General features: G+C 74.8%; 26 protein-coding genes and 1 pseudogene. 16 read left to right on the forward strand and 11 right to left on the reverse strand.

Going from position 1 to position 26644, the window contains the following annotated elements; all coding sequences use genetic code 11:
* Positions 1-61: 61 nt before the first annotated feature.
* The 3 genes from OG422_RS08030 to OG422_RS08040 all read right to left on the reverse strand — a co-directional run bounded on the left by OG422_RS08030 (position 62) and on the right by OG422_RS08040 (position 3045).
* Positions 62-334: a hypothetical protein gene (locus OG422_RS08030; RefSeq protein WP_143943287.1), complete on the reverse strand. Its 273-nt coding sequence runs from the start codon at positions 332-334 to the stop codon at positions 62-64.
* A 113-nt stretch (positions 335-447) separates the two neighbouring features.
* Positions 448-2016, reverse strand: a complete 1569-nt coding sequence (locus tag OG422_RS08035; protein ID WP_405741359.1) for an AMP-binding protein — start codon at positions 2014-2016, stop codon at positions 448-450.
* Between the two features lie 141 nt (positions 2017-2157).
* Complete coding sequence (locus tag OG422_RS08040; RefSeq protein WP_405741362.1) at positions 2158-3045, reverse strand: Gfo/Idh/MocA family protein; 888 nt, start codon at positions 3043-3045, stop codon at positions 2158-2160.
* A gap of 585 nt (positions 3046-3630) precedes the next feature.
* Here OG422_RS08040 and OG422_RS08045 point away from each other — a divergent pair.
* Positions 3631-4254: a winged helix-turn-helix domain-containing protein gene (locus OG422_RS08045; protein ID WP_143943285.1), complete on the forward strand. Its 624-nt coding sequence runs from the start codon at positions 3631-3633 to the stop codon at positions 4252-4254.
* A 64-nt stretch (positions 4255-4318) separates the two neighbouring features.
* Here OG422_RS08045 and OG422_RS08050 read toward each other — a convergent pair whose 3' ends face one another.
* Together OG422_RS08050 and OG422_RS08055 are read right to left on the reverse strand one after the other, a co-directional pair.
* Positions 4319-5131, reverse strand: a complete 813-nt coding sequence (locus OG422_RS08050; protein WP_405741366.1) for a lysophospholipid acyltransferase family protein — start codon at positions 5129-5131, stop codon at positions 4319-4321.
* Complete coding sequence (locus tag OG422_RS08055; RefSeq protein ID WP_405741369.1) at positions 5128-5898, reverse strand: GNAT family N-acetyltransferase; 771 nt, start codon at positions 5896-5898, stop codon at positions 5128-5130. Before OG422_RS08055 ends, OG422_RS08050 begins: the two co-directional genes overlap by 4 nt.
* A 555-nt stretch (positions 5899-6453) precedes the next feature.
* Between OG422_RS08055 and OG422_RS08060 the strand changes: the two genes are divergently transcribed.
* The 6 genes from OG422_RS08060 to OG422_RS08085 all read left to right on the forward strand — a co-directional run bounded on the left by OG422_RS08060 (position 6454) and on the right by OG422_RS08085 (position 14992).
* Positions 6454-9594 carry an alpha-N-acetylglucosaminidase TIM-barrel domain-containing protein gene (locus OG422_RS08060; RefSeq protein ID WP_405741372.1) on the forward strand — a complete coding sequence of 1047 codons (3141 nt, stop codon included), beginning with the start codon at positions 6454-6456 and terminating at the stop codon, positions 9592-9594.
* 58 nt (positions 9595-9652) lie between these two features.
* A complete protein-coding gene (locus tag OG422_RS08065; protein WP_384590165.1) occupies positions 9653-9937 on the forward strand; it encodes a DUF397 domain-containing protein in 285 nt (94 codons plus the stop codon).
* Positions 9938-10062: 125 nt separating this feature from the next.
* A complete protein-coding gene (locus tag OG422_RS08070) occupies positions 10063-12033 on the forward strand; it encodes a hypothetical protein (protein WP_405741375.1) in 1971 nt (656 codons plus the stop codon).
* A 167-nt stretch (positions 12034-12200) separates the two neighbouring features.
* Positions 12201-13115 carry a metal-dependent hydrolase gene (locus OG422_RS08075; RefSeq protein WP_143943166.1) on the forward strand — a complete coding sequence of 305 codons (915 nt, stop codon included), beginning with the start codon at positions 12201-12203 and terminating at the stop codon, positions 13113-13115.
* Between the two features lies 1 nt (position 13116).
* The gene (locus OG422_RS08080; protein ID WP_405741379.1) at positions 13117-14226 is read left to right on the forward strand and encodes a PDR/VanB family oxidoreductase; all 1110 of its coding nucleotides are present in this window, start codon (positions 13117-13119) and stop codon (positions 14224-14226) included.
* A 67-nt stretch (positions 14227-14293) separates the two neighbouring features.
* Positions 14294-14992, forward strand: coding sequence for a TetR/AcrR family transcriptional regulator (locus OG422_RS08085; RefSeq protein WP_405741382.1), 699 nt, complete (start codon positions 14294-14296; stop codon positions 14990-14992).
* 52 nt (positions 14993-15044) lie between these two features.
* Here the strand turns inward: OG422_RS08085 and OG422_RS08090 are convergent, their stop codons facing one another.
* On the reverse strand, positions 15045-16010 hold the full coding sequence (locus tag OG422_RS08090; protein WP_405741385.1) for an alpha/beta fold hydrolase: 966 nt from the start codon (positions 16008-16010) through the stop codon (positions 15045-15047).
* Between the two features lie 116 nt (positions 16011-16126).
* Between OG422_RS08090 and OG422_RS08095 the strand changes: the two genes are divergently transcribed.
* From OG422_RS08095 to OG422_RS08105, 3 genes are read left to right on the forward strand one after another with little or no spacing between them, the layout of a single operon-like run.
* A complete protein-coding gene (locus OG422_RS08095) occupies positions 16127-16801 on the forward strand; it encodes a TetR/AcrR family transcriptional regulator (protein WP_405741388.1) in 675 nt (224 codons plus the stop codon).
* A 31-nt stretch (positions 16802-16832) separates the two neighbouring features.
* Positions 16833-17330: a DUF2975 domain-containing protein gene (locus tag OG422_RS08100; protein ID WP_405741391.1), complete on the forward strand. Its 498-nt coding sequence runs from the start codon at positions 16833-16835 to the stop codon at positions 17328-17330.
* Positions 17330-17557: a helix-turn-helix transcriptional regulator gene (locus OG422_RS08105; protein ID WP_143943160.1), complete on the forward strand. Its 228-nt coding sequence runs from the start codon at positions 17330-17332 to the stop codon at positions 17555-17557. Before OG422_RS08100 ends, OG422_RS08105 begins: the two co-directional genes overlap by 1 nt.
* 56 nt (positions 17558-17613) lie before the next feature.
* On the opposite strand, the gene OG422_RS08110 is transcribed toward OG422_RS08105, so the two are convergent.
* Positions 17614-18444 (reverse strand): thioesterase family protein, encoded by an 831-nt coding sequence (locus OG422_RS08110; protein WP_405741394.1) that lies wholly within the window; start codon positions 18442-18444, stop codon positions 17614-17616.
* Between the two features lie 706 nt (positions 18445-19150).
* On the opposite strand from OG422_RS08110, the gene OG422_RS08115 reads away from it, so the two are divergent.
* From OG422_RS08115 to OG422_RS08130, 4 genes and pseudogenes are all read left to right on the forward strand, one after another.
* Positions 19151-19996 carry an LLM class flavin-dependent oxidoreductase gene (locus tag OG422_RS08115; RefSeq protein ID WP_185993998.1) on the forward strand — a complete coding sequence of 282 codons (846 nt, stop codon included), beginning with the start codon at positions 19151-19153 and terminating at the stop codon, positions 19994-19996.
* 443 nt (positions 19997-20439) lie between these two features.
* The gene (locus OG422_RS08120; RefSeq protein WP_405747677.1) at positions 20440-21480 is read left to right on the forward strand and encodes a GNAT family N-acetyltransferase; all 1041 of its coding nucleotides are present in this window, start codon (positions 20440-20442) and stop codon (positions 21478-21480) included.
* A gap of 119 nt (positions 21481-21599) precedes the next feature.
* Positions 21600-21848 (forward strand): annotated as a pseudogene (locus tag OG422_RS08125) (GNAT family N-acetyltransferase); the annotation flags it as partial.
* A 265-nt stretch (positions 21849-22113) separates the two neighbouring features.
* Positions 22114-23265, forward strand: a complete 1152-nt coding sequence (locus tag OG422_RS08130) for a serine hydrolase domain-containing protein (RefSeq protein ID WP_405747679.1) — start codon at positions 22114-22116, stop codon at positions 23263-23265.
* Positions 23266-23431: 166 nt separating this feature from the next.
* Here OG422_RS08130 and OG422_RS08135 read toward each other — a convergent pair whose 3' ends face one another.
* From OG422_RS08135 to OG422_RS08150, 4 genes are all read right to left on the reverse strand, one after another.
* Positions 23432-23914, reverse strand: coding sequence for a GreA/GreB family elongation factor (locus tag OG422_RS08135; protein WP_405741397.1), 483 nt, complete (start codon positions 23912-23914; stop codon positions 23432-23434).
* Between the two features lie 95 nt (positions 23915-24009).
* On the reverse strand, positions 24010-24294 hold the full coding sequence (locus tag OG422_RS08140; protein ID WP_405741400.1) for a hypothetical protein: 285 nt from the start codon (positions 24292-24294) through the stop codon (positions 24010-24012).
* Between the two features lie 125 nt (positions 24295-24419).
* Positions 24420-24881 carry a DUF3592 domain-containing protein gene (locus tag OG422_RS08145; protein WP_405741403.1) on the reverse strand — a complete coding sequence of 154 codons (462 nt, stop codon included), beginning with the start codon at positions 24879-24881 and terminating at the stop codon, positions 24420-24422.
* Between the two features lie 129 nt (positions 24882-25010).
* On the reverse strand, positions 25011-25475 hold the full coding sequence (locus tag OG422_RS08150) for an ATP-binding protein (protein ID WP_405741406.1): 465 nt from the start codon (positions 25473-25475) through the stop codon (positions 25011-25013).
* Positions 25476-25628: 153 nt separating this feature from the next.
* Here OG422_RS08150 and OG422_RS08155 point away from each other — a divergent pair, with 153 nt between their 5' ends.
* Positions 25629-26459: a Scr1 family TA system antitoxin-like transcriptional regulator gene (locus tag OG422_RS08155; protein ID WP_405741409.1), complete on the forward strand. Its 831-nt coding sequence runs from the start codon at positions 25629-25631 to the stop codon at positions 26457-26459.
* Positions 26456-26644 carry a DUF397 domain-containing protein gene (locus tag OG422_RS08160; protein WP_405741412.1) on the forward strand — a complete coding sequence of 63 codons (189 nt, stop codon included), beginning with the start codon at positions 26456-26458 and terminating at the stop codon, positions 26642-26644. The genes OG422_RS08155 and OG422_RS08160 overlap by 4 nt, the downstream gene beginning before the upstream one ends.

The following is a 26644-nucleotide window of genomic DNA, read 5'->3' on the forward strand; positions in this document are numbered from 1 at the left end:
CTCGCGGGCGTCACCACGACGCCGGCGAGGGCCCGTTCCCCTGTCCCGTGCGTTCCTCGTGTCAGCAGTTGTCGTAGAGCAGGGCGCGCACCAGGCGGCAGGTGGTGTCGGACGGGCAGTGGACGCCGATGGCCTGGGCCATCGTGCGTATACGGCCGTTGGGGGCCTGGTCGGGGCGGTACACGCCGGTGTCGAGCAGGGCTATCGCCAGGCGCATGGCCTTGAGGCGGCGGTTGTGGGATTCATACCGCTCGCGGGGCCAGCCGGCGGGCAGCGGCTTCTTGGGCAGCGGGTGGGCCGGGAGAGGTTTCGTCGTCAGAGTGGCAGGGGCCATCGGGCAACCTCCGAGTGCTGGGTGAACCCTCACTTACTGGTTCCCATTCTACGGCCGACCACTGACAAAAGCCCCTGACCAGCGGCGATATGACGGTGCTTGACCGGGTCCGGTCAGGGTGCGGCGGCGACCGCCGCGGCCGGGCCGTCCGCCGCCCGCAGCCGGACCTTGTCGGGCTTGCCGACGGGCGTCAGCGGCAGCGCGTCGCAGATCCGGAACGCCACCGGCGCGTACATGGCGCCTTTGTCGTGAACCACCAACGCGCGCAGCTGTTCCGGGTCGACGGTGCGGCCCGGCGCCGCGACCACCGCGGCGTGCACCTCCTCACCGTCGTCGGTGGGCACCCCGTAGACGGCACACTGCGCGACGTCCGGATGGGTGTGCAGCAGATCCTCGATCTCCAACGGGTGGACATGGCCGCCGACGACGATGATCACGTCCTTGGCGCGGTCGAGGAGGTACAGCCGCCCCTCCTCGTCCAGAAGGCCGATGTCGCCGGTGCGCAGCCAGCCGTCACCGACCAGGACCTCGGCGGAGCGCTCCGGCTGCTTCCAGTAGCCGGTCATCACACCCGCCGACCGTACGTGGATCTCGCCCGCCTCCCCCGACCCCAGGGTGCGGCCGTCCCCGTCGCGTACGGCGATCTCGACGCCCGGCCGGGCCCGGCCGACGGTGAGCCGGCCGCCGGGCCCGACGACGTCGAGGTCGGCCGGGACCGCCTCGGCTATCGACAACGCCTCGGACTGGCCGTACTCCCCGTACAACACAGGTCCCAGCGCCTCGGCGGCCCGGCGCATCCGGGACGGGGACGCGGGGCTGCCGCCGTAGGTGACACGGGTGAGGGAGGAGAGGTCAGTGGTGGGCAGGTCCGGGTGGTCGAGAAGGCGGTAGAGGAGCGGCGGGAGCGCCCACAGGTGGGTGATGCGGTGACGGGCGACGGCGGCGAGCACCTCGCCCGCCTCGAAACCGCGCCGCAGGACCGCGGTGCCGCCGGCCACCAGCGCCGCATCGGTGAAGATGCCCGCGAGATGGGCGAGGGAGGTGGCGGCCAGGAAGCGGGGCGGGTTCCCGGCGGCGGCCATCGGGCGGGTCAGCATGCGCGCGTAGGGCGCGTGCGTCATCCGGACCCCCTTGGGGACGCCCGTCGTTCCCCCGGTGTGCCGGATGCACCAGTCGTCCCCGGGGAGCGCCGCCCCCGGCACCTCCGGGGTCTTTGGGAGCACGGCGCAGGCGGCCAGGAGGTCGTCACCCAAGGGCGGCTCGTACGCGTCCGGGCCGAGCGTGAGGACGGCGGGCCGGGGGCCGCGCAGATGGCCCAGGAGGGCGCGGGCGGTGGCGGCCAGTTCCGGTTCGACGAGCAGCAGCGCGGCGTCCACGCTGTCGACGAGGGTGGCGAGGGTCGCGGGGGCGAGCCCGTCGTAGAGCAACACCACCCGCGCGCCGAGGTGGTTGGCGGCGTAGCGGGCGGCGAGCACGGCGGGGGCGTTGCCGCTGAGCAGGGCGACGGTGGTGCCGCGGCCGGCGCCGCGGCCGGCCAGCACGGCGGCCATCCGGTGCACGGTGGCGGCCAGTGCGCCCGCGGTGATCTCCGTACCGTCGGCGGCGATCAGGGCCGTACGGGCGGGATCGCGGCGCAGGGCGGCGAGCAGGACGTCCGAATAGGGGGCATCGGGGGCGTTCACGGGTGGGCTCCTTCGCGCGGTGGAGGTGCGGCGGACGGGCGGCCGCCGCCGGAACGGACGGGTCCGCCGGTCCGGTACGCCGACGCTACGGCCAAACGCCGCCCGCACCTGCGGGAATGCGCCACCCCGGGCGACGCCCCGTCAGTCGAGCGCCTGCTCCGCCGCCGCCAGGATCTCGGTGACGCGGCGGCCGAAGCGGAGATCGCAGGGGTGCGGGCGGCCGGTGCGGGCGGCGAGGAGCAGGGCGTCGACGGCGCGGTGGTAGGCGGGCAGCGGGCCGTCCTGACGGCGCGGCAAAACGCTGACCCCGGCGGCGCCGCGCAGGGTGACGGCGACACCCGCCGCGGCGGCGGGCGCGGTCAGGCTCAGCGTGGCGGAGCTGGCCGCGCCGCCCCGGTGGCGCAGCGTCAGCAGCACCGTGTCGGCCGGGCCGCGTCGGGCGGCGACATCCACCGCGTCGCCGAGGACCGGCAGCAGGACGGAGAGCACGTGCGGGCCCACGTCCCACAGGGCGCCCTTCTCGCGGCGCCAGGCGGAGGCGGCGTACGGGCCGTCGCTGCCCTCGGCGAAGACCGAGCCGAGCCAGTCGGCGTGCGCGGTGAACCAGCCGCCCTCCTCCGCCCGCCCGGCGATCCACTCCGCCTCGTGGGTGCCGAAGCGTGCCGTGAAGAAGACGACGGAGGCGACGCCCGCGCGCGAGGCGGCCTCGTCCAGCACCCGGGCCTCGTCCGGATCGAGGGCGACGGGTTTGTCGAGGAGGAGGTGGCACCCGGCCTCGGCAGCGCGGGTCGCCAGGGGCGCCTGGACGGCCGGGGGCAGCGCCAGGGCGACGGCGTCGCAGGCGGCGAACAGCTCGTCCGGGGAGGTGTGGGCGCGGGCGCCGTGGGCGTGGGCCAGCTCCTCGGCCGCCGCCGGGCGGCGCCCCCAGACGCCCGTCAGCTCCACTCCGGGGTGGGCGGCCAGGGCGGGTGCGTGGACGCGCTGCGCCCAGAAGCCGGTGCCGAGAAGTCCGATGCGCGGGGTCGTCATGGGCCCAGTCTGCCCCGCCGGGCCCCGCTCCCCGGGGTGCCGGAGCCCGGCGCGGGCGTTGGAATCACCCGGGGTCGCGCGCATCCGGGCGGCGACCGGCAGATCGGGCCCGGCCCCGGGTGCCGCCGCGCCGGTACGGGCGGACGGCGCGCGCCGTCCGCCCGGGGGCTCGCGTACGCCCCCGCGCTCCCCCGTGGTCGCCCCGTACGCCCCGCCCGCGCCCGTACGGCGCCGTGCGGGCGCGGCCGAACTGGCGCCGTGGTGGGTACGGGTGGGGCGTACGGCGGGGCACGGTGCCCAAGATCCGGGCGATCCGTCTCACACCGCGGTCCGTGTGAAGGACATATCAACAGCCGTCTGGTTGAATGAGCGTCATGGCCAGCCTCAATGACAGCGCGACAGGTCGCAGCGACCTTGAGCCCTTCTGGCCGTCCCGCCAGGCGCACGCCTTCGATCGTCTGTGTTGCCACGCGCACTGAGCGCGGGCCCGCACTCCTCAGTCCGACGCCGTTGACCCGGTGTCGTCGGCCCTGCCCGCGCGCACGACGTCCCCTGACGCTTCTCTGCGCGAAAGAGCTGAATCCCATGACGAACATCCGCCCTTTGCCTGCCACTTCCGCGACGGCCCCCGTTTCCTCCGCTCCTTCCCCGCACCTCGGCCGTCAGCGGCTGCGCGCCGTGGCACCCGATGAGGTGCCGCCGGTCGCCGAGCTGCTGACCGCGGGCGCGACGTGGCTGCCCGCCCCGCAGGGCAGCCTGCCGGTACTGCCGGGCCGCCCGCCGATGGTCGGCTATCTGGTGCTCGTACCGGCCGAGCAGGCCACAGCGGCGGGCCGCCGTCCGGACGCCGCGCCGGCCGCCTCCGGGCCGCCCGGCGAGCCCGCCCCGGAGACCGCGTCCGGCCCCGGCACGGTGACCGACGACGAGGTCGTACGGATCGACCCGGAGCAGCGCACGGCGCAGGTGCTGGGCCGTCCACTGGATCTGACGTATCTCGAATTCGAGCTGCTGGCGCACCTGGTGGCGCATCCGCACCGGGTGCACACCCGCGATCAGCTGGTGACGACGGTGTGGGGCTACGGGCACGTCGGTGACGGCCGGACCGTCGACGTCCACATCGCCCGGTTGCGGCGGAAGCTCGGCTCCGACCACCGGGCGTCGATCGTCACGGTGCGGCGCGTCGGGTACAAGTACGTGCCCAGCGCCTGATCCGCACGGCTCCGGCCGGGCGCGGCACCACGGTGCGCGCCCGGCCGTTCGCCTGTCCGGACGGTCACCTGTCCTGGTACGTCGGCGTGTTGTGCGGTGCGGCGAGCACGGCGTCCCGGGCGAGGGCCGCCAGCTCCCGCCGGTCCCGGTGGCGCCCCGGGGGCAGCGCCGGGTGGACCGTGACCCGTACGGCGAGGCCGCGGGCGGTCAGGACGCGGCGGAGCGAGGCCAGGAAGGTGTCCGGGCCGCAGAACGCGGCGACGGTGGAGGGCAGTGCGTCCTGGGTGTAGGTGAGAGTCACCGGGCGGACGGGCGCACCGGCGTCGAGCGCGGCCTGGAAGGTGGCCCGCCGGAAGACGCCCCCGTCGGCGGTGCACCAGGTGGTGGCCTGCGGGAACACCACGACGGACCGGCCCGAGGCCAGGATGTCCGTCAACTCGGCGACCACGGACGGGAGTTGGCGCGGGCTGGTGCGGTCGATGAAGTGCGTACCGGCGCGGCGGGCGAGGCCGCCGACCACCGGCCAGCCGCCGACCTCGCGCTTGGCGAGCACCGGCGCCGGGTCGACGGCGAGCAGCGCCGGGATGTCCAGCCAGGAGATGTGGTTGGCGACGATGAGGGTGCCCGGCCCGGTGGACGGTGCGCGCAGCGGTCCGGCGCCGTCGAGGCGGACGCCGAGGGCGCCGAGCAGCGCGCGGGCGTGGGCGCGCAGCCGTGGCGGGTCGGTGAGGCGCCCGCCGTCGGCCAGGGCACGGCGGACGGCGGCGGCGAACGCGGCGCCGCGCAGCGCGGTGGTGGCCGCCGGGACGGGCGGCCGGGCGTGGTGCGCGCAGTGGCGGCCACAGCCGGGGGCGACGTCCCAGGGGCCGCCGGTCATGCTTCGGCCCCGAGGAAGTAGCGGCGGTAGCGGTCGCCGAGGCGTTCCATGTCGAGGACGACGAAGAAGTCGGCGACGCCGAAGTCCGGGTCGTGGGCGGGCGGGCCCGCGACCCAGGCGCCGAGCCGCAGATAGCCGCGGAGCAGCGGGGACAGCTGCGTGGCGGCGGGCCTCTCGGGCAGCGGTCCGGCGGGGAGCCAGGGCCGGTGCGGTACGGCGTGCAGACCGGGCGGGGCGGGGTGGCGGGTGCGGGCGAGTGCCCAGGCGTGGGCCGCGGCGGTGCCGCCGTCGGCGAGCGGGACGGAGGCGCATCCGGCGAGGTAGCGGTGGCCGGAGAGAAGCGTGTAGCGGGCGAGGGCGGCCCACATCTGCTGGATGACGGCGCCGCCGCGGTGGCCGGGGTGGACGCAGCTGCGGCCCGCCTCGATCAGCGAGGGCCGCAGCGCGTCCAGGGCGGTGAGGTCGAACTCGTCGTCGGAGTAGAGCCGCCGGGTGCGGCCGGGCGGCAGCAGCCGGTAGGTGCCGACGGTCTCGCCGGTGGGGTGGTGGATGGTGACGAGGTGGTCGGCGTGGGCGTCGAGGGCGTCGGCGTCGTGGCCGGGCACCTCGGTGTGCAGGGTGGCGCCCAGTTCCTGGCCGAATATCCGGTGCCGCAGCCGCTGTGCGGCGCGGATCTCCGCGTCCGTGGCGGCGAGCGCGGTGGTGTAGCCGGGCCGCCGGACGCCGGCGGGCGCGGGGCGGTCAGGAGCGGTCGGGACCGTACGCATGGGGAGCCCTCCAGGGGAGGCTGCGGCGGCCTCCCGGCTGCGGGAGACCGCGGAACGGTGACGGACGCCGGTCCCGGGGGAACGCGACCGGCGGGGTACGGGTGCGGGGGACGGAGCGGTGTCGGGGAGCGGGGGACGGGCGGCACGGCGGCGGGCCGCGGGCCCGGTGCGCGGGCGGGGTGACGGTGCGCGGGCGGGGAGGCGGTGCGCGGGCGGGGAGGCGGTGCACGGCACGGGCGGGGAGGCGGTGCGCGGGCGGGGTGGCGGTGCGCGGGCGGGGTGGCGGTGCGCCCCGCCGCCCCGACTGTCCCCGCGCGTGCCGCCCGGGCGCGTGAAGCGGAGGGAGCGAACGGGTGAGGGGCCGCCGAACAGTCACCGGAGGAGGCGCGGTGCGGGCGTGGCCGGGACGGGCGGGTCCCGAAGAACCCTTCCCTCACGCCTCCTTGGAGCGGCACCCCGTGACCGTTAGCGTGCCGGTGCGGGTGTGCCGCCCGCGCCGCGCTTCCGCACGTCCCCGTTGTGTCGCCGTACGACCGCCGAGCAGTGGAGGCAGCCATGCCCCGTCCGACCCGTCGCACCCTGTTGGGCTCCGCCGCCGCGCTCGGCGTCCGGGCCGCGCTCGGCGGCGGCGCCGCCGTCCCCGCCCCGGCCGCGGCGGACGGCGGCGTCCCGTTCGGCACCGGACCGGCGCACGACGCGCTGCGCCGTCTGCTGCCGCACCACGCGGAGCAGTTCCGGCTCGTCCGGCTGGCCCCCGGCGACCGGACCGGGGACCGTTTCCGGGTCGGCGGGCGGGCCGGGCGGATCGAGGTCGCGGGGACCTCCCCGGCGACGCTGCTGACCGGGGTGCACCACTATCTGCGCCACACCTGCGGGGCCCAGCTGTCCTGGGGCGGCGACCAGCTGGCACTGCCGGACCGGCTGCCCGCCCCGGGCGCGTCCGCCGAGCGGTCCTGCCCGCTGCCGCACCGCTTCGCACTCAACGACACCCACGACGGCTACACCGCCCCGTACGCCGACTGGCCGCGCTGGGAGCGGCTGATCGATCTGCTGGCGCTGCACGGGGTGAACGAGGTGCTGGTCACGCCCGGTTCGGAGGCGGTCTACCACCGGCTGCTGACCGGGTTCGGGTACACCGACGCCGAGGCCCGCGCCTGGATTCCGGAGCCCACCCACCAACCGTGGTGGCTGCTCCAGAACATGAGCAGTTACGGCGGGCCGATCGACCCGGCGCTCCTGGCACGGCGGGCGCGGCTGGGGCGGCGGATCGCCGACCGGTTGCGCGCCCTGGGGATGCGGCCGGTGCTGCCGGGCTACTTCGGGACGGTGCCGGTGGACTTCGCGGAGCGGAACCCGGGGGCCACCGCCGTGCCGCAAGGTGTCTGGGCGGGGCTGCCGCGCCCGGACTGGCTGGACCCGCGGACCGGCGTGTTCGCCGACATCGCCGCCGCGTTCTACCGTCACCAGCGGGAACTGCTGGGCCCGGCCGGGCACTTCAAGATGGATCTGCTGCACGAGGGCGGCGACCCGGGCGACGTACCGGTGGCGGACGCGGCGCGGGCGGTGGAGCGGGCGCTGCGCACCGCGCACCCCGGGGCGACGTGGGTGATCCTCGGCTGGCAGGAGAATCCGCGGCCCGAGCTGCTGGACGGCGTCGACCGGGACCGGATGCTGATCGTGGACGGCCTGAGCGATCTGGACACCGTCACCGACCGGGAGCGGGACTGGGGCGGGGTGCCGTACGCGTTCGGGACGATCCCGAACTTCGGCGGGCGCACCACGATCGGCGCGAAGACGCACCGGTGGACGGAGCGGTTCACCCTCTGGCGGGACAAGCCGGGCAGCGCGCTGGCCGGGACGGCGTACATGCCGGAGGCGGCGGAGCGCGATCCGGCGGCGTTCGCGCTCTTCGCGGAGCTGGCGTGGAGCGAGCGGCCGGTGGACCGCGCGACGTGGTTCGACGGTTACGCGGATGCCCGTTACGGGGGCCGGGACGCCGCCGCGCGGGCCGCGTTCGCCGCGCTGCGCACCAGCGCGTACGAGATCTCCAGCGTGGACGGGCGGCCGCACGACGCGGTGTTCGCGGCCCGGCCGAGCCTGGCCGCGCGGTCGGGGACGGCGCACGCCACGCACACTCCGGCGTGCGATCCGGCGGCAGTCGACACCGCGTTCGCCGCGCTGCTGGGCGTACGGCCCGCGCTGCGCGGCGCCGACACCTACCGCCACGATCTGACCGATCTGGCCCGGCAGGCGCTCGCCAACCGTTCCTGGCAGCTGATCGGGCAGCTCCAGGAGGCGTACGAGCGGGGCGACGGGGCGTCGTTCCGGGCGCTGTCGGACCTGTGGCTGCGGCTGATGCGGCTGAGCGAGGAGGTCACCGGGGCGCACCGGCGGTTTCTGCTGGGGCCGTGGCTGGCGCAGGCGCGGGCCGCGGCCGCCGGGGACGCGGCCCTGGAGGCGCGGCTGGAGCGGTCGGCCCGGGCGCTGATCACCACGTGGGCGGACCGGCCGACGGCGGACGGCGGGAAGCTGGCGCGCTACGCCAACCGCGACTGGCACGGGCTGATCGGCGAGGTGTACCTGCCGCAGTGGCAGGCGTATCTGGACGAGTTGGCGGATGCGCTGGCGGCCGGGCGGGAGCCGAAGACGTTCGACTGGTACGCATGGGAGGAGGAGTGGACGCGGCGGCGGGAGCGGCATCCGGAGCGGCCGGTCGCCGATGCGTACCGCACCGCGCGGCGGGTCCGTGAGGTGCTGGCGGCGGCGCCGTACCAGGGGACGTTGACGGTCACGGCCGAGCCCGCGGCGCTGCCGCCGGGCGGGCGGGCGCGCGTCACGGCGGCGCTGCGCAACGTCAGCGGGCTGTGCGCCACCGGCCGGGTGGACTTCGCGCTGAGCGGCCCGGAGGCGGCGCCGGACGGCCCGCTGTCGCTGCCGTCCGTCGGGCCGGGCGCCACCGGCCGGGCTCGCTGGCAGGTCACGGCGCCCGCGGGCCCGCCGAAAGAGCCGCTGCGGGCGCTGCCGTACACGCTGGCCGCCACGTACGGGCCGCGCGGGGAGGAGCGGGTGCGGGCGGTGCGCGAGGGCACGTTGTGGGTGGCGGGGCCGTTGGAGGCAGGGTTGGCGACGGTCACCACCAATGGGGCGGTTTTCGGTCAGGTGGCGGAGCGGTTCGCCGTCGACGGCGGCGGCAGCGATCTGTGGCGGGCCACCGCGGAGTTCGGCGCGGTGTACCGGCCGGGGGCGTTCGCCCCGGGCGGGTCGGCGCAGGCCGAGGTGGTGCGGCAGGACGCGACGGCGCCGTGGGCCCGCGCGGGCCTGATCGTCCGCAACCGGCTGGCCGCGGAGCCCGGTTCGCCCGGGACCCGCGGTTTCCTCAACCTCTCCGTCACCCCGGCCAACGGCGTGGTGCTCTCCTACGACGCGACGGGCGACGGCACCCTCGACACCTACGAGCGGCTGGCCGGGGTGACCGCGCCGGTGACGCTGCGGCTGGTGCGGGGCGCGGACGGGGCGGGCGGCGGTACGTACACCGGTTCCTGTTCGGTGGACGGCGGTGCGACGTGGCGGGAGGTCGGGACGGTGCGGGTGCCGGGGGCGGCCGGGGCGCAGGACACCGGGGTGCACCAGTGTGCGGCCAACTCCGGTTCGGGGGCGCGCGGGACGGCCGAGTTCCGCCGCTGGAGCATCCGGTGACCGGCCGGCCACCGCGTACGCTGAGCCGGAAGGACCACGTGAGCGAGGGGACAACGGCATGAGCGCCGCAGCGGAGCAGGAAGCAGCGGATCGGGAAGCGGCCGGGAAGGCGGCGGCGAAGGAAGCCGAGAAGGCGTGGCTGTACGGCCTCGACATCTCGGACGCCACCTGGCAGCGCGCACCGGGCGACGCCGAGGAGGCGGTGGAGATCGCGTTCCTGGAGCGCGGCGCGGTCGCGATGCGTAATTCCACCGAGCCGGATGTGGTGCTGCGCTACACCAAGGCGGAGTGGGACGCGTTCGTGCTGGGCGCCCGGGACGGCGAGTTCGACCTGGAGATCTGAAGCACCCCGGGCCCGTGCCCGGTGCCGGGCGGCTGTCCGCGGCCGGGCCCGGCCCCCTTCCGGTCACCCGTACCCGCCTTCGTGGCGGCGGGTGACCGGCCTCGTCTTCGCTCGTTTCACCGAGCGTGAAACAGCAGCCGACACCCTTCCGTCAGGACAGCGCCCCCGAGGACCGCGTCGCCGCTCACGCCCCCGGAAGGGCCCCGGACGGCCTCGACGCGGTGGACGTCGAGGAGGCCGAGGCGGCGCTGGTCGCGCACTATCCGCGGCTGGTGCGGCTGGCGTATCTGGTGCTGCCGCACGGCGGTGGCCGGGGCCGCCGGGTGTGCGCCGCGCACGCCGTCACGCAGCGTGCCCTGCCGCGCCGCCGCACCGGTACGCCGGCCCTGCCGCTGCCCGGCCCGCGCGGCCCTCTGGAGGCGGACGGTCCCGGGTATGCGGTGCTGCGGGTCCAGGTGCTGCGGGAGGCGCTGGCGGTGGCGGACGGCCGGTGGCGGCGGCCCGGGCCGTTGCCGCAGGTGTGGGGGGTGCGGCTGGCGCCGCGGTCCGGCGGGGCGGCGGAGTTGGCCCTGGACCGGGAGTTGGCGGAGCTGTCGGCGGCGGGGCGTGCGGCGTATGTGCTGCGCGCCCTGGAGCGGATGACGCCGACGGAGGTCCACCGGACGCTGGGGGCCGCCGGGGTGCGCGATCCGGAGGTCGCGGCGGTGGAGGCGGACGAGGTGACGGCGCCGGGCGCGGTGCGGGGCCGGTCCCTGCTGGAGTCGCCGGAGTTCGACGCGTGTGCGCTCCAGGCCCGGCCGACCGATCTGATCCGGCGGCGGCAGCACGGCCGGGCGCTGCTGGCGGCGGGCGCCGCGGTGGTGGTGTGCGGGGCGCTGCTGGGGCTGCCGGGGCAGGGCGGGGGGCCGCAGGGTGCGGCGGCGCCGCCGTACACGGAGAACGCGGCGGCGCGGGCGGCGATGGATCCGGCGCGGTTGGCGGTGTCGTCGCCGACGGCGTGGAAGTCGGCGGCGCGGGAGGACTTCGCGGCCTGGCCGGCGCGGGGCGACCGGATCGGCGACAAGGCGTTGCTGCGGCGGGCGCTGGCGGTGTGGGCGCGGCCGGGGCCGCGGGTGAAGGTGGCGGCGACGCCGGGTACGGCGGCGGGTCCGGCGGCCGGGCCGCCGCAGTTGCTGTTCGCGGGGACGGTGGATCACGCGGCGGTGGTGCTGCTGCACGACGGGCAGCGGCTGGTGCGGTACGCGGAGGCGGCGGACGGGTCGACGGACGCGGGCGCGGCGCTGGACTTCGCGCGGACGGACGGGGCGCAGGGCGCGTCGGCCGCCGCGCTGGTGGTGGGCCGCACGGCCCGCAACGTCCGCTATCTGACGGCTCCTTGGGCGTCGTCGGTGCGGCTGGTGGATCTGCTGAAGCCGGGCGCGCCCGGGGAGCGGCTGGCCGTCGACGCGCAGGGGGTGACCGCCCCGGCGCCGTCGCCTGGCCCGTCCGGCGGATGCGATTCCTGGCCCGCGCTGCGGACGGACGGTGCGCTGCTGACCGACCTGGGCGAGACGACCCCGGTGCGGCTGACGTACGGGACGCCGCAGGCGCCGGATGCGGTGGACGGTCCGGAGGGGCGGGCGGCGTGGGCGCGGACGGCGTGTCAGCTTCCGGCGCTGCGGGGGCTGGGCGTGCAGTCGGTGAACGCGTGGCCGTTCGCGCGGCAGGCGCTGCCGGGCGGGGCGGGCACCGCGTCGTGGCTGTGTGCCCGGGCGGAGACCTGGCGGGGGCCGGGCAGCCGCACGCTGTCGGTGTTCCAGGCCCCGGCGCCGAGCGGGCAGCCGTATGCGACGGGTGCGGTGACGGCGGCGGCCGAGGGCGGTACGGCGTGCGGGCCGCGGGCGCCGCGGGTGCTGGCCGGGGTGTTGTGGAAGTCCGGGGACGGGGCGTGGTGGCTGCTGGCGGCCGGTAGCCGGGAGGTGACGTCGATCGCGGCGACCGGCGGCGTACGGGGCGGGGCGAGGGGACGGTTGCTGGCGCTGCGGGTCCCGGCGGGCAGCCACGCGCAGCTGACGGGCCGTCTGTCGGGCGGTGGCCGGATCGACGGGCTGGGCTGAGGCCCGGCGGTACGGGGCGGCCGACAGCGGTCCCGTACGGGTCGGCGGGCGGCCCCGCAGAGGCGGACGGACGGATCCCGGGAGGCGGCGCGTGGGGCGCCGGGCTCCCGGGATTTTCCCTGTCCGAGGGGTATTGCCAACGTCTTACCCCCCAGTACATTGACGCCATGTCTAACAAGGCGTCGCCGCGGCCCGGACCGGCCGCACAGGAGCATGTGCCGCTGAAGGCCCGCAACGTCGCGTTCGACTGGGCCGGCACCCCTCTCCACTGGGTCCCCGGGGACCCGTCCACCACCCACACCATCAACGTGCTGCATCTGCTGCTGCCCGCCGGTGAGCGCTGGTTCGTGCACGTCTACAAGCAGGCGCTGCCGCTGATCCGGGACGCCCGGCTGCGCGAGGACGTCCTCGGCTTCATCGGGCAGGAGGCGATGCACTCGCAGGCGCACGACGGGGTGCTGCCGCATCTGCGGGCGCAGGGCCTGGACCCGGAGCCGTACACCGCGCAGGTCGACTGGTTCTTCGAGAAGCTGCTCGGCGACCGGACGCTGCCGCCGGGCCGGCCGCGCGCGTGGTGGCTGCGGGAGCGGATCGCGCTGATCGCGGCGATCGAGCACTACACCGCGTTCCTCGGCGACTGGGTGCTCAACGCCCAGGAGCTGGACGCGAAGGGCGCCGACCCGGTGATGCTGGATCTGCTGCGCTGGCACGGCGCGGAGGAGGTCGAGCACCGGTCGGTCGCCTACGAACTGTTCCTGCACGTCGACGGCGGCTACCGGCGCCGGGCCCGCACCTGGGCGCTGGCCTTCGGTGCGCTGGTGTTCCTGTGGCAGCGCGGTATCCGCTTCTTCATGGAGAACGACCCGAGTCTGCGCGACGGCAAGGCGTCCGCGCGGGACTTCCGGCGTGGCGGCCGGGAGGGCGTGCTGCCGGAGCCCGCCGCGATGCTGCGGTCCATCCCGCAGTACCTGAGCCCGTCGTACCACCCCTCGCATTACGGCAGCACCGCACAGGCCGCGGCCTATCTGGCCCGGTCCCCCGCCGCGGTCGCCGCCGAGGCCGGATCCCCTGGAGGCACCTGAGATGTCCGTCGTTCCCCGTCCCCGTGCCGTACGGACCGCGCTGGTGGTGGGCGGCGTGGCCGCGGCGCTGCTGGCGCGCGGTGCGCTGCGCCGCCGGATCAGGCGGTCGCCGCTGTGGCCGCTGCCCGCGCTGGAGGAGCCGGTTTCGGGCCGGGGCGGCGGCCGGGGCGCCGGGGCGCTGCGGCTGCGCGTCGCGGAGCGCACCGAGGCGGCCGAGGGCGTGGTGGCCCTGCGGCTGACCGGCGAGCGGCTGCCCGCCTGGGAGCCGGGCGCCCACCTCGGCCTCGTCCTGCCGTCGGGCACCGTACGGCAGTACTCGCTGTGCGGGGACCCGGCGGACGCGGGGTCGTACACCGTCGCGACGCGGCTGCTCGCGGACGGCCGGGGCGGTTCCCGGGAGGTGCACGAGGCGCTGCACGAGGGCGTGGAGGTGGAGGTCCGCGGGCCGCGCAACCGCTTCCCGCTCGCCGACTGCCATGCGTACCTCTTCGTCGCGGGCGGTATCGGCGTCACACCGCTGCTGCCGATGGCGCGGCAGGCGGAGGCCGAAGGCGTGCCGTGGCGGATGGTGTACGCGGGGCGGTCGCGGGCGTCGATGCCGTTCCTGGCGGAGCTGGAGAAGCTGGCGGGCGGCGACCGGCTGACGGTGGTGGCCGAGGACACCGACGGGCGGCCCGATCTGGCGGCGGCGCTGGCCGGGGCGCCGCCGCACGCCGCGGTGTACTGCTGCGGCCCGGATCCCCTGAGGGACGCGGTGGCGGCGCTGCTGCCCGAGGGCCCGGAGGGGCTGACGCTGCACACCGAACGGTTCGCGCCCGCCACCCCGCCCGAAGCGGCCGCCGGGGACGCCCCGTTCGAGGTGGAGCTGCGCCGCACCGGCCGCACGGTGACGGTGGAGCCCGGCACCAGCGTGCTGCGCGCCCTCCGCGAGCAGGCGCTGCCGGATCTGCCGTACTCCTGCGAACAGGGCTTCTGCGGGACGTGCCAGCAGCGGGTGCTGGCGGGCGAGGTCGACCACCGCGACGAGCTGCTGACCGACGCCGAACGCGACGACTCCCTGCTGATCTGCGTGTCGCGGGCGCGGGGGGCTTCTTTGACGCTGGACCTGTGAGCGGGGCGTGCGCCCCGGCCCGGTTACCGCCCGAGGACCGTCACCCCAGGCCGTTAGGGTGTGCGGCATGACGACCGGGGCGCGCCGCAGGATGGGCGTCGAGGAGCGGCGGGAGCAGCTGATCTCCGTCGCCCTCGACCATTTCAGCCACCGTTCGCCCGAGGACGTGTCGATCGACGAGATCGCTGAGGCGGCCGGGATATCGCGGCCGCTGGTGTACCACTACTTCCCGGGCAAACAGCAGCTGTACGAGGCCGCGTTGCGGCGCGCCGCCGACGAGCTGACGGCGCGGTTCGTGGAGCCGCACGAGGGGCCGCTCGGTCCGCGGCTGCTGCGGGTGATGGAGCGGTTCTTCGACTTCGTCGACGAGCACGGGCCGGGGTTCTCGGCGTTGATGCGGGGCGGCCCGGCGATCGGTTCGGGCCGCACCGGCGCGCTGATCGAGGGCGTACGCCAGGCCGCGTACGAGCAGATCCTGGCGCATCTGGAGGTCACCGCGCCGCCGCCGCGGCTGACGCTGGTGGTGCGCTCGTGGGTGTCGCTGGCGGAGACCACGGCGCTGCTGTGGCTGGACGACCGCCGGGTACCGCGCGGGGAGCTGGAGCGGCAACTCGTCCACGATTTCGCGGCGTTGGCGTCGGTGAGCGCGGCGTACGACGACGGGATGGCGGACATCGTCCGCGCCTTCCTGGCGAAGGAGCCGCCGGACGGGATGTTCGCGGACCTGACGGCCCGGCTGCTGGCGCTGGCACCGCAGCGCATCTGAGGGACGGGGCCGGGTACAGCAGGGTGATGCCCCGCCGTACCCGGGCGCGCCGTCATGCCCTCCCCGGTACGCCACCCCCCTCGCGGGCCGCGTCGTCGACGCCGTCCAGGTAGGTGAGCATCCGGGCGTTGACCTCGTCGGCGTGGTCGATCTGCGGGCCGTGGCCGGTGCGTTCCAGGATGACGACGCGGGCCCCGGGGATCAGCCGCGGGACGCGTTCCGCCTGCCGCTTCGGGTCGAGGAGGAGGCTCCGCCTGCCGAGGACCAGGTGGAGCGGGGTGCGGAGGGTGCGCAGTTCGTCGTCGGTGAGGGGCTTGGGGGCCGGGCGGCGGATGCGGTGGGCCCGGACCCCGGCCCGCACCATGGCGCGCAGCTCCGGGACGACGAGGACCGGCTGCTCCAGCCAGGCCGCCAGGCGCGGGCGGAGCGCCGCGGGGGCGGCGGTCGCGAAGAGGCTCACGAAGACCCAGGTGAAGAACCGCAGCCCCACCTTCTCCAGCCCGCCCGGGTCGAGCAGCGTCGCGGAGGCGAGGCGCCCGGGCCGCCGGTGCGCCATGTTGAGGGTGAGCCAGCCGCCGTACGAGGAGCCGATGAGGTGGACGCGGTCGAGGCCGAGCCCGGCGAGCGCCTCGTCCAGCCACTGTGCGGCGCGTTCCGGCTGGTGGAGCGGGACGCGGTGCACGCTGCGGTTGGCGTCGCCGGGGGTTTCGAGCGCGTAGACGGTGCGCTCCGCGGCCAGCGCCGGGGTGTTCGGGTACCACATGGCGGCGCAGCTTCCGGCGCCGTGCACCAGGACGACGGGGGTGCGGGTGGCGGCGCGGTCGGCGGACGCGGTGCCCTCCTCCGGCCCGTACCGGTAGACGTGCGTGGTCCCGAAGGAGGTCTCCACGTCGTACTCCGCGCGGGCGGGGGCGCCCAGCGCGTGGACCGCGTCGCAGGCGGCGAAGTAGCGGTCGCGCAGGGCGTCGTTGACGTAGCGGCCGATGTCGGCCGGGGCGCGGGTGGCGGTGTCGGACACGGTGGCACCTCCTGGAGCCTCGTTTTCGTGGTACGACCGTACCACGTTGGTGATACGGCGGTACCATGAAAACCGGAGGCCGCAACGGCCGGACGGACCGACCCCGGGGAGCACCGATGCCCAAGCGCGTGGACCACGACGAACGGCGCGCCGAGATCGGCCGGGCCCTCGTCCGGGTCGCGGGGCGCCGCGGACTGCACGCCGTCGGCATGCGCGACGTGGCCGCCGAGGCCGGAATCTCGCTCCGCCTCGTGCAGTACTACTTCCAGACCAAGGAGAACCTGCTGTTCCACGGCCTCCAGCAGCTGACCGAGGGGTTCGGCGAGCGGGTCGCCGCGCGGGTCCGGGCGGCCGGCGAGAACCCCGGGCCGCGCGCGGCCGTCGAGGCGCTGCTGATGACCTCGCTCCCCGCCGACGAGGAGAGCCGCGCCTTCCACCTCGTCCTCACCTCGTACGCGCTGCTCGCCGTGACCGATGAGGCGCTCGCCGCCCAGCCCTACCTCCGACGCCCGGACGCCGCCGAGGACGCCGTGACCGGACTGCTCGAACAGGCCCGGGAGGCCGGACTGCTCGCCCCGGACGCCGATACGCGGACGGAGGCGGTCGCCCTTCTCGCGATGGCCGCCGGGCTGGGGACGAGCATCCTGGCCGGGCAGCGCACCGCGGAGTCGGCCACCGCGGTGCTCCGGCACCAGCTGAACCGGATCTTCCGCACCTCGTCGGCGAGTTCACCCCGGCCCGCCGCGAACTCCCCCTCACCGAAAGGCACATCCCCCTCGAATATCGATTGACTTTCGATGGAAACCCATCGATATTCGATACATGCATCGACTCTTCATCGTCGCGCTACGGGCCGCCATCGCCGCGGCGATCCTGTTCGGCCTCTTCGCGCAGTTCGTGATCATCCCGGCGACCGCGGCCGACGAGGTCGACCGCTTCCCGCCGTACGCCCCGTTCGCCGCGCCGTACGCGGCGATCGCGATCGCCGGGGTGGCCTGTGTCCAGGTGGGGCTCGTCGCCGTGTGGCGGCTGCTCGCCATGGTGCGGCGCGGCGCGCTCTTCACCCCACGGGCCTTCCGCTGGGTCGACGTCATCATCGGCGCCTCCCTCGTGGCGACGCTGCTGGCCGCGGGCGTGACCGGGCATCTCTCGCTGGCCTCCATACCCTCGCCCGGTGACGGCATGGAGGTCATCGGCGCCCTGGGCGCCGCCCTCGCGGCCGTCGGGGTGGGCGCGGCCTTCGCGATGCTCGTCGTCGTCATGCGGGGCCTGCTGCACAAGGCGACGGAGTTGCAGCGCGAGATGGCCGAGGTCATCTGATGGCGATCATCGTCGACCTCGACGTGCAACTCGCCCGCCGGGGCCTCTCGGTGGGCGAGTTCGCCGCCGCCGTCGGCATCACCCCCGCCAACATCGCCGTCCTGAAGAACGGCCGCGCGAAGGCGGTCCGGTTCACGACACTCGATGCGATCTGCCGGGTGCTGGAGTGCCAGCCGGGGGATGTTCTGCGGTGGGTGCCGGACGGGGAGGAGAGTGACGCAGGGTAGGCCGGGCCGGCCTGCCGCCTCCCCGCCCGTCAGGCGCCCGGCATCAGGCCGACGGCTCAGGTGCCGGGTATCGGACGGACGGTGAGGATCTGTTCCGCGTGGCCGACGGGGCCGTGGACGTCGTGGAGGACGCTGCTGGTGACGCCCTGGCCGGAGGGGCCGAAGGTGACGCTGGTGTCCAGGCCGGTCCAGGGGCCCCGGGGCGTGCGGTGCAGGTGGATGGTGAGGTCGACGTTGGGGAACATCCACGCGGTGGGGTCCTGCTGCACGGCGATGCCGTTGGCGGTGTCGACGAGGGTGAGGTAGGAGGCGAGTTCACTGCGGGGCTCGTCGGCGACCAGGTCGACGGTGGACGAGATCCACGCCGTCGTACGGCCCTTGCGGTGCGACGGGACCCGGCGGGCGTCGAGGGAGGCGATGTAGCCGCCGCCCCAGGTGTCGCCCATGGTCCACGGCGCGAGGGTGTCGGGGTGCGGGATGCGCTCGAAGGGACTGTCGGCGACGGCCGTGGTGTCGAGCGAGGCGAGGAGCCAGGCGCGGGCGCGGACGACCGGACGGTCGCCGATCCGCAGGACGGCTTCGAGGAGTTCGATGGTCCGGCCCGGCCGGATCGTCTCCACAGTGACCTCGCACTCCTCGAAGGCGATGCGCCCGAGGATGTCGTAGCTGATCCGGGCCAGGGCCAGACCGGGGCCGGGGCGCTCGGCGACGTGGCGGTCGAGGACGTGCGCGAGGAGCCCGGAGACCGGCCCGAAGTGCTGTTCGTCGGGGCTCCAGGCGCCCTGCGCGTGGGGCGTCGGCTTGTAGTGGCGCTCGTCCGTGCGCTCGTAGTAGCTCTCGCGGTGGCTACGGCGGTGGCTCTCGTGTCCGGTGGGGGCGATGGTCACAGGCGATTCTCCTCACGCGGGACAAGTCATCGATCGGGGCGGGAAACCGGCCGGGACACACGCCCGGCCGCGCCGCCCGGCCCGTGCAAAGGAGGGTAAAGGGCCCGGTGTTGCGTGGGCAGGGGCCGTGATCGATTCCACAGGACGGCGGAAGCGATGCTGCGAAAGAGGCGCCGCGCCAGGGGCTCCCCGGCCTGCCGCAAGCGCACCGCCCCCTCCGCAAGCTCATACGCAAGGGATTGCAAGGGTGTGACGTTCCCGGGCAAGCCCCGGTCCGCCCGGCCGGAGGTCCGGGCGCCCCGTGGCCCGGGTCCACGCGCCCGGCGCGGGCGGACCGGCGGCGCATACTCCGGCCCGCCGTGGCGCATCCGACCTCATCACCACGCACACCGTGGGCCGGGGTGGGCAGTTGACCGTGTTGCCTGGCCGGCGCCGTGAGGGCCCTCACGGTCCCTACGATCCCTGAGAGCACCCGTGGGCATCGTGTCGTGTCGGGCCGCTGACATGCCCCGCCGCCTCTGCCCCGCCACCTCTGTCCCCGGTGGATGCGACGCGCGGGGGGGCATGACACCTGGAGCCGTGTCCCTGCCGGGTAGCGTGAAGCGGCCGACAGCAAGCGTTACCGGGTGGAACCGTTGGGCCGCTGCCCGACCGCCCCACGATGAGGTCAGATCGTCCTGCCCCGGCCTGGGAGGAGCACAACACCATGGAAATCGGAATCGGACTGCCGGTTCTGCGCCCTGACCCGGGCCTGTCGATCGTCGACTGGGCCAGGCACGCCGAGTCGCGTGGCTTCTCCACGGTCGGCTCCACCGACCGCCTGGTCTACGACCAATACGAGCCGCTGACCGCACTGGCTGTCGCCGCCGGAGCCACCTCCCGTATCCGGCTGACCACCAGCATCCTGCTGGCTCCGCTGCGCGCCAATCACGCACTGTTCGCCAAGTCCGCCGCCACGCTCGACCGCCTGTCCGGCGGTCGGCTCGTGCTGGGTCTGGCACCCGGCGCCCGGGAGGACGACTACGGGGCGAGCGGGCTCGAATTCCGGCGCCGCGGCAAGCTGTTCGACGCACTGCTCGAACAGGCCGCCGGGCAGTGGCAGGACCACGACGGAACCGGACCGCGCCCGGCCACGCCCGGCGGTCCCCCGCTGCTGTTGGGCGGGTTCACCAAGTCCGCCCTACGGCGGATGGTCACCTACGGGCGTGGCTGGGTCGCCGGCGCCCAAGGTGTCGAGAACTTCCGCGCGCTCCTCCCGGGGGTCCGACAGGCGTGGCAGGAGGCCGGGAAGGCGGGCGAGCCTCGCCTTGTGGCGACCGCGCACTTCGCGCTGGGCCCGGACGCGGAGCAACGCCTGCACACCAGCCTGGCGCACTACTACACCTCTGGCACCTACACCCAGAAGTCCATCGAAGCCGGTCTGGCCACGCCCGAAGACGTGGCCCGCGAGGTGGCTGCCTACGCCGAGGCGGGCTGCGACGAACTCATCCTCTTCCCGCACGGCGGCGGCCAGGAGCAGGTGGATCTGCTCGCCGACGCGGTCGGGCTGTGACCTCCGGGAAGCGGGCGGCGAGAGGCCACCGCCTTCGCCGTAACACGTCTGCTTCTGCGTCTGCGTCTGCGTCTTAAGAGGCGTCGGTGCGCTCCGTTTCCGGGCCGCCGGTGCGTTCCCGGTTCCGCCCGCCGGTGCGCAGACGGCCGCTGGAAAAGGGTTTGCGGTCGCCGTTCCGGCTCGGATAGAGGTGTCCCCGGCCCGCCCGCAGGCGTGGCCCGACGACCACGACATCGGAAGGAGGAGGCAGGCATGACCACCGCCGTCACCGCGCCCGCGTCCTCCCGGGACACGGCCTCCCGCTGATCCCGGAGGGGACGGGCGCCCCGTAGGAGTGCGCCTTGACCACGCAGACGAACCACCCGCGCGCGAACGAACGTCCGCGCCCGACGCCCGACCCGAACAGCCCTGATGACCCGAACGACCCGAACAACGACCTGACCCTGCGCCCCCTGACCGGGCCCGAGGAGCTGGACCTCTTCCGCAGCCTCCCGTACGCCCTCAATGACGAGTTGGCCGGTGACCTCGCCGAGGGGCGGCGGAAGCCGTCGTGGATGTGGGTGGCGCTGCACGGCGACCGCGTTCTGGCGCGCGTTGCCTGGTGGTCGCGGCCGGGTGATGCCGTCCCACTGCTCATGGACGTCTTCGACCTCGATGACGCGGGCGCCGCGCCCGACGGCTCCGGGGCGGGCGCCGCCGGACCCGATCCGTTCGATGCGGGGGTGCGGCTGCTGCGCGCCGCGTTGCCCGCCGTGCCGGCGGACGGGGCGCGGCCCGAGTACCTCCGGTTCGTCCCGCCCGGCTGGCGTACGGATCCGGTGGAGCGGCGCGCCGTGGAGAACCGCATGGCGGCGCTGGAACGGACCGGCGCCCGGCTGCTCGTCGAGCGGCTGCGGTGGGAGTGGACGCCGCGGGACGCCGCCGCGCCACCGGACCGGGAACGCGACGCCGCCGCTCCCTCCGGCCCCGCACGGGACGGACTCACGCCACCCGGCCCCGTACGCACCCCCACGGCACTCACCCCCACCGCGCTCACCTTCCGCCCACCCCGCGACCGCGAGGAGTTGCTGACGCTGATGACGTCGGTGCTGGACGGCACGTTGGACGCGCACAGTCGTGCCGAGCTGGGGCGGATGTCGGCGCGGGCGGCGGCGGTTCGGCAGTACGAGGAGGAGTTGGTGCGGTACCGCAGCCCGCGGGAGTGGTGGCGGGTCGCGGTGTCGCCCGGCGGTGAGCCGGTCGGGTTCGTGATTCCGGCGCGGAACGACTACCACGCGATCATCGCGTATCTCGGAGTGGTGCCCACGCACCGTGGCAAGGGGTACGCGGACGCGCTGCTCGCCGAGGGCACCCGGGTGCTGACCGTGCAGGGCGTGCCCCGGATCCGGGCGGCCACCGACCTCGGGAACGTCCCCATGTCGAACGCGTTCCGGCGCGCCGGATACCGCGATTTCGAGGGCCGCATCGACATGACCTGGGACTGAGCCCGCCCCGAACCGTTCCCCGAAGGCGGGGAGGCCCCACCGGCTCCCCGCCTTCCCGACCCGGAACGACCGCCCCCGGCCCCGGCACAGAACAGCCACTCCCGGTGGTGCCGTCGGCGCAGGACAGGGGTGCCGGGTCGGCGGTGATCCGGGCGGCGCTGGAGGCGGCGCGTGCGCGGGGCGAGAACCTTGTCCTCGTCCTCGGGCATCCCGCGTACTACCCGCGCTTCGGGTTCGTGCCCGCGTCCCGGTTCGGCATCCGGGCGCCGTTCGGCGTTCCGGACGAGGCGATGATGGCGCTCGCCCTGGCTCCGGATGCGCCGGTTCCGTCCGGGACGATCCGCTATCCGGCGGCGTTCGGCGTCTGACGGGCGGGGGGCGGGACGCACGCGGACTGGAGGGCGAGGCGCACGCAGGCAGGCGGGCGACCCGGGCGACCCCGCACCCGCCAACTCCAGCCGTAAAAGCGCGAGTTGAAGCCACTGTTCATTGGTCTCCCACTCCCCCTCCGCATCGTTCCCGGCCCGCCCCGCCGTGCGGAAATTCGTTCGCGCCGGGGCGGGCGTCGCCGTACCGTGGCGCGGTCGGCGGCGGGCGGGGGCACCGCGCGCCGGGAGCGCGTTACGGAGGGGGCTGGGCCCGGTGGAGCAGTGTCACGGTGAGGTGGACGAGGGGTTCGGGGGCGTCGCCGAGGCGTTCGTGCGGAACTTCACGGACTTTCCCGAACTGGGCGCGGCGGTCACGGTGTTCGTCGGCGGGCGGAAGGTCGTCGAGCTGTGGGGCGGGGCCGCCGACGAGCGGACCGGGCGGCCGTGGGAGCGGGAGACCGTCGTACCGGTGTTCTCGTGCGCCAAGGGCTTGGTCGGGGTGTGTGTGCAGCTGCTCGTTCAGGAAGGGTTCCTGAATCTTGATGTGCCGATCGCCCGTTACTGGCCGGAGTTCGCCCGGCACGGCAAGGAGGAGATCACCTGCCGGATGGTCCTCGGACACCGGGCCGGGATACCCGTCCTCGACCGGGTGCTCACGTTCGAGGAGATCGCCGCCTGGACGCCGGTGGTGCACGCCGTGGAGGAGCAGCGGCCGTTGTGGGAGCCGGGTGCGGCGTACGAGTACCACGGCCATGTCTTCGGTTTCGTTCTCGGTGAGGTGATCCGGCGGCTGACCGGGCTCACGCCGGGTGCGTATTTCCGCCGGGCGGTGGGTGATCCGCTGGGGCTGCGGGCGTGGATCGGGCTGCCCGAGGAGGAGGTGGCGGGCCGGGCGCGGCTGACGGAGGCGGCGGGGCGGCCCGCGATGCCGGGGCCGGAGCATCTGCTCACCCGCATCGTGACGATGAACGGCGCGCTGGTCTTCCCCGGCATCGACGCGCCGTACGGCTGGAACGACCCGGCGCTGCTCGGCACGGAGCTGCCGGGCGCGGGCGCGGTGGCCTCCGCGACGGGCCTCGCCGGGCTGTACGCGGCGGCCGTCACCGGTCTTGACGGGCACGGGCGGCTGCTGGCTCCGGAGTCCGTGACGGATGTGGTGCGGGAGGTCTCCTCCGGTGCGGGGTGGCTGGGGTTCGATGCCGGGGCCCGCTGGGGTGCGGGGTTCCTGCTGGATTCGCCGTTCCGGCCGATGCTCGGCGCCCGCAGCTTCGGCAACGACGGCGCGGGCGGTCAGTTCGCGTTCGGTGACGATGCGTTCGGCGTCGGGTTCGCGTACGTCGCCAACCGCATGATCGGCCATGGCGACGCGCGGGCGAACCGGCTGGTCGCGGCGGTGCGGGAGTGCCTGGGGGGCTGAGGGGCGGGCCGACACGGGCGGACGGCTGGTGGCGGCCATGCTCGGGCGGAGCCGGGCGGGCGGCAGCGGCCAGGGGTTGCGGAAGCTGCCCGGAGAGCCCCGGTGCGCCGTGCCCCGGCCGGCACCGGCCACCCGTCAAGGAGCGCCGGCTTGGGCCGCCGGCCCGCTACCGTCCGTTCTCCGGACCGGGTTCGCCGACCGACAGCAGGTGGACGGTCTCGCGGCCGTCGGGGGTGGCGTACTCGACGCGGTCGCCCGCCTCGTGGCCGAGGAGGGCGTGGCCGAGGGGGCTGTCGGCGGTGACGAGGGTCGGGTCGCGGTCCGATGCCAGTCGGGCGAGGTGGAGCGTGGCCCGGTCGCCGTCCGGGAAGCGCACGGTGACGGTGCTGCCCACGCCGACCGCGTCGACGGGCGGCACGCCTGCGCGTTCGCCCTCGTGCAGGCGCAGGGTGATCTCGGCCAGGCGGACCCCGATGTGGGTGGCCTCGTCGACGCGTTCCGACTGGTCGGCGGCGTCGCCGCGGTCGCCCGCCTGATCGGAGTCCTGCGGCGCCGGGGCGTCGGCCGCGCGGGCGGCGCGCAGCGCGTCGCGGTCCCGCTCCAGCGCGCGGCGCTCGGCGGCGCTGATCGGTTCGGGTTCCTGACTCATTCCAGCTCCGTACCTCTGACCTGCGGGGGCGGCCGGGCCCGCGCGTCCGGCTCGCCCGTCTCTCCGGCCCACCCGTACGACTGGCGGCCCCGCGCTCACTCCTCGTAGTCGGAGGGTGGGTACGGGTTCCGCTTCTTCCGTGGGGCGACGCTGCGGGGCATGGTGCCGCTGTTGGCCTCGCGTTCCACCTCGGCCCGTTCCTCCGCGTACCGGGTCGCGTCGTCCTTCCCGGCACCGTCGGGCAGGCCCACCTCGCGGCGGTCCTCCTCGGTACGCCGCTCGGCCTCCCGCCCGTCGGGCCGCCGGGGCATCCCGCGCCCGTGGCCCTCGTCCGGGTCGCCCTCGACCGCCTTGTTCGGCTTGTGATGGTGGTGTCCCATGCGCCCTCCTCCTCGGCTGCGGCAGCCGGACCGCGTCCCGCGCCCGGCCCCTCGGGAAATGCGCTTCTCCCAGGATCGCCGGGGCGGCGGGCGGGTGCATGTCGGGGCGGGCCCGGAGCCGGAGGTCAGCCGTACACGACCACGTACGACACCACGAGGGTCACCCCCGCGGCCACGAAGGCGAGGCCGCAGAAGGCGAGGCCGAGGGTGTTCGCCCAGCGGGCGCGCCAGGAGTGGATCTCGGCGGTGCCGGCGGGGGCGTCGGGGAGGTAGCGGACGAGGAACTCCTGGCCGGACTGGGGTTTGCTGAACTGCAGGGAGGAGCGGAAGGTCCGCTTGCGGCCGTCCTGGTCGGTGAACTTGATGACCGGGAGGTGGTGGATATCGCCGTTCTCGCCACGGCGCCGGAGGTCCTTGATGGCGCGTCCCTCGGCGGTCAGCCCCTCCCGGATCATCTTCCGGGCCCCGCGGTACCCCTCGAAAGCCTTCCACACCGCCCATGCGCCGCCGACCACACAGAACACGCCCGCCCCGTAGGCGGCGAACGGGTTGTCCGTGACGTAGAAGTCCCCAGATTCCGGATCCATTGCTGCCCCCTTTTGACTGTCCGCGGAAGGTGGTGCGGACATCTGCCGCGGAGGACGCCTGTGGCCTGTGGCGGGTTGCGGAGGTGGGTCTCTTTCGGTCAGGCCCGGTTCGCACCTCGCGCGGCCGGATCACCACCCCATCTCCGCCCGGACGATCTTGCCGACGCCGAGGCGGTCGGCGACCTCCCAGTGGTCGGCCAACGCATCGACGAGGAGGAGGCCCCGGCCCGATTCGGCGTCCGGTGCGGGCGGACGCAGCCCGTCCGGCCCCGGCGGCCGGGCCTCGGTGCGGGTGTCGGCGACCTCGATCCGTAGCCGGTCGCGTCCGGCGGGACCGCCTACGAGGGTGAGCCGCAGCTCGAAGTCACGCCCCGGGACACGGCCGTGGAGAACGGCGTTGGCGGCGAGTTCGGCGACGAGCAGGGCGACGGTGTCGGACCGTTCGCTGCCGTACGGGGTGCCCCAGGCGTCGAGCTGGGCGGTGGCCAATCGCCGGGCGAGGCGGGCGCCGCGGCGGGTGGCACTGAAGCGCTGTGCGAACACACGCGCGGTAACGGTGGCGGGGGCCGCGGGCGCGGCGGATGAGGCGTGCATATGCCCAAGTTGGCGCCCTGGTCAATGCCTTGACCAGCAACTGCGCTCGTACGCTGGGTCAGCGTACGGGCGCAGAGAGTGGACAGTACGGGTAACCGACCGTGAGCATGGCCGAGTTGGCTGGAGGGGCGCACACAGCGGAGGTGCCGGAACATGGCAGGGAACACAGGCGGCAACGAGCCGGAGTCCACGGACAGCCTCAAGGCGTTCGGCGCCGCCGTCAAGACATTCCGGGAACGGGCCGGGCTGACGCAGGAGCAGTTGGCGCCGCTGGTGAAGTTCTCGGTCCAGATGGTGGCGTCGATCGAGCAGGGGCGGCGCTTGCCCCCGCCTGACTTCATCACGCGGGCCGAGGAAGTGCTGGACGCGTTCGGTGTGCTGCGGGCGATGGCGCGGCATCTCGCCCGGAAGCCTGGCTTGGCGTCCTGGTTCCGCCAGTGGGCGGACCTGGAGGAGGAAGCCGTGAGTCTCTATACGTACGAGTGCCGGTTGATCCCGGGCTTGTTGCAGACGGAGGCGTATGCACGGACGCTGTTCGCCAATCAGCTTCCGCCCTTGGACGATGAGCAGATCGCGAACCAACTGGCGGCGCGGATGGACCGACAGCGCCTGCTGGGGCAACGGCCGAACACTGCGTACAGCTTCATCCTTGAAGAGCACCTGTTTCTCCGTCACGTTGGCGGGACAGACGTGACCAGGGAACTCATCGACCATATTCTGGACCTGGCCTCGGCAAGGAATGTCGAGGTGCAGATCATGCCGCAAGTCCGCGAAACGCACGCTGGGTTGGATGGCCCGATGCAGTTGGCGGAGACCCCGTCCAACAAGTGGTTCGGGTACTGCGAAGGGCAACGCAGCGGGCTCCTTCTCTCCGACCCCAAGGAGATCAGCGTGCTCCATATGCGATATGCCAGGATGCGTTCACAGGCTCTCTCCCCCGAAGACTCACTGAGCCTGTTGCAGCGGATGCGAGGAGCGCTATGAGCACCACCGACCTGGCCTGGTTCAAGAGCAGCTACAGCAGCGGCGGGGACGGCGACTGCGTAGAGATCGCCACCTCCCCCACCACCATCCACATCCGCGACTCCAAGGACAAGGACGGCCCCCAGCTCGCCGTCACCTCCGGCACCTGGCGGGCCTTCGTCGCGTACGCGGTCACTCGGGGCTAG

It is taken from the genome of Streptomyces sp. NBC_01525, assembly GCF_045040405.1.
Classification (GTDB): Bacteria; Actinomycetota; Actinomycetes; order Streptomycetales; family Streptomycetaceae; genus Streptomyces; species Streptomyces benahoarensis.

What these genes read in the sequence shown, in the direction of transcription:
- OG422_RS08080 (WP_405741379.1), top strand. Translation starts at nt 13,117, where the DNA reads ATGTCCGTCGTTCCCCGTCCCCGTGCCGTACGGACCGCGCTGGTGGTG.
- OG422_RS08065 (WP_384590165.1), top strand. Translation starts at nt 9,653, where the DNA reads ATGAGCGCCGCAGCGGAGCAGGAAGCAGCGGATCGGGAAGCGGCCGGG.
- OG422_RS08155 (WP_405741409.1), top strand. Translation starts at nt 25,629, where the DNA reads ATGGCAGGGAACACAGGCGGCAACGAGCCGGAGTCCACGGACAGCCTC.
- OG422_RS08135 (WP_405741397.1), bottom strand. Translation starts at nt 23,914, where the DNA reads ATGAGTCAGGAACCCGAACCGATCAGCGCCGCCGAGCGCCGCGCGCTG.
- OG422_RS08050 (WP_405741366.1), bottom strand. Translation starts at nt 5,131, where the DNA reads ATGACCGGCGGCCCCTGGGACGTCGCCCCCGGCTGTGGCCGCCACTGC.
- OG422_RS08075 (WP_143943166.1), top strand. Translation starts at nt 12,201, where the DNA reads ATGTCTAACAAGGCGTCGCCGCGGCCCGGACCGGCCGCACAGGAGCAT.
- OG422_RS08040 (WP_405741362.1), bottom strand. Translation starts at nt 3,045, where the DNA reads ATGACGACCCCGCGCATCGGACTTCTCGGCACCGGCTTCTGGGCGCAG.
- OG422_RS08145 (WP_405741403.1), bottom strand. Translation starts at nt 24,881, where the DNA reads ATGGATCCGGAATCTGGGGACTTCTACGTCACGGACAACCCGTTCGCC.
- OG422_RS08150 (WP_405741406.1), bottom strand. Translation starts at nt 25,475, where the DNA reads ATGCACGCCTCATCCGCCGCGCCCGCGGCCCCCGCCACCGTTACCGCG.
- OG422_RS08085 (WP_405741382.1), top strand. Translation starts at nt 14,294, where the DNA reads ATGACGACCGGGGCGCGCCGCAGGATGGGCGTCGAGGAGCGGCGGGAG.
- OG422_RS08045 (WP_143943285.1), top strand. Translation starts at nt 3,631, where the DNA reads ATGACGAACATCCGCCCTTTGCCTGCCACTTCCGCGACGGCCCCCGTT.
- OG422_RS08140 (WP_405741400.1), bottom strand. Translation starts at nt 24,294, where the DNA reads ATGGGACACCACCATCACAAGCCGAACAAGGCGGTCGAGGGCGACCCG.
- OG422_RS08105 (WP_143943160.1), top strand. Translation starts at nt 17,330, where the DNA reads ATGGCGATCATCGTCGACCTCGACGTGCAACTCGCCCGCCGGGGCCTC.
- OG422_RS08060 (WP_405741372.1), top strand. Translation starts at nt 6,454, where the DNA reads ATGCCCCGTCCGACCCGTCGCACCCTGTTGGGCTCCGCCGCCGCGCTC.
- OG422_RS08030 (WP_143943287.1), bottom strand. Translation starts at nt 334, where the DNA reads ATGGCCCCTGCCACTCTGACGACGAAACCTCTCCCGGCCCACCCGCTG.
- OG422_RS08095 (WP_405741388.1), top strand. Translation starts at nt 16,127, where the DNA reads ATGCCCAAGCGCGTGGACCACGACGAACGGCGCGCCGAGATCGGCCGG.
- OG422_RS08115 (WP_185993998.1), top strand. Translation starts at nt 19,151, where the DNA reads ATGGAAATCGGAATCGGACTGCCGGTTCTGCGCCCTGACCCGGGCCTG.
- OG422_RS08100 (WP_405741391.1), top strand. Translation starts at nt 16,833, where the DNA reads ATGCATCGACTCTTCATCGTCGCGCTACGGGCCGCCATCGCCGCGGCG.
- OG422_RS08055 (WP_405741369.1), bottom strand. Translation starts at nt 5,898, where the DNA reads ATGCGTACGGTCCCGACCGCTCCTGACCGCCCCGCGCCCGCCGGCGTC.
- OG422_RS08160 (WP_405741412.1), top strand. Translation starts at nt 26,456, where the DNA reads ATGAGCACCACCGACCTGGCCTGGTTCAAGAGCAGCTACAGCAGCGGC.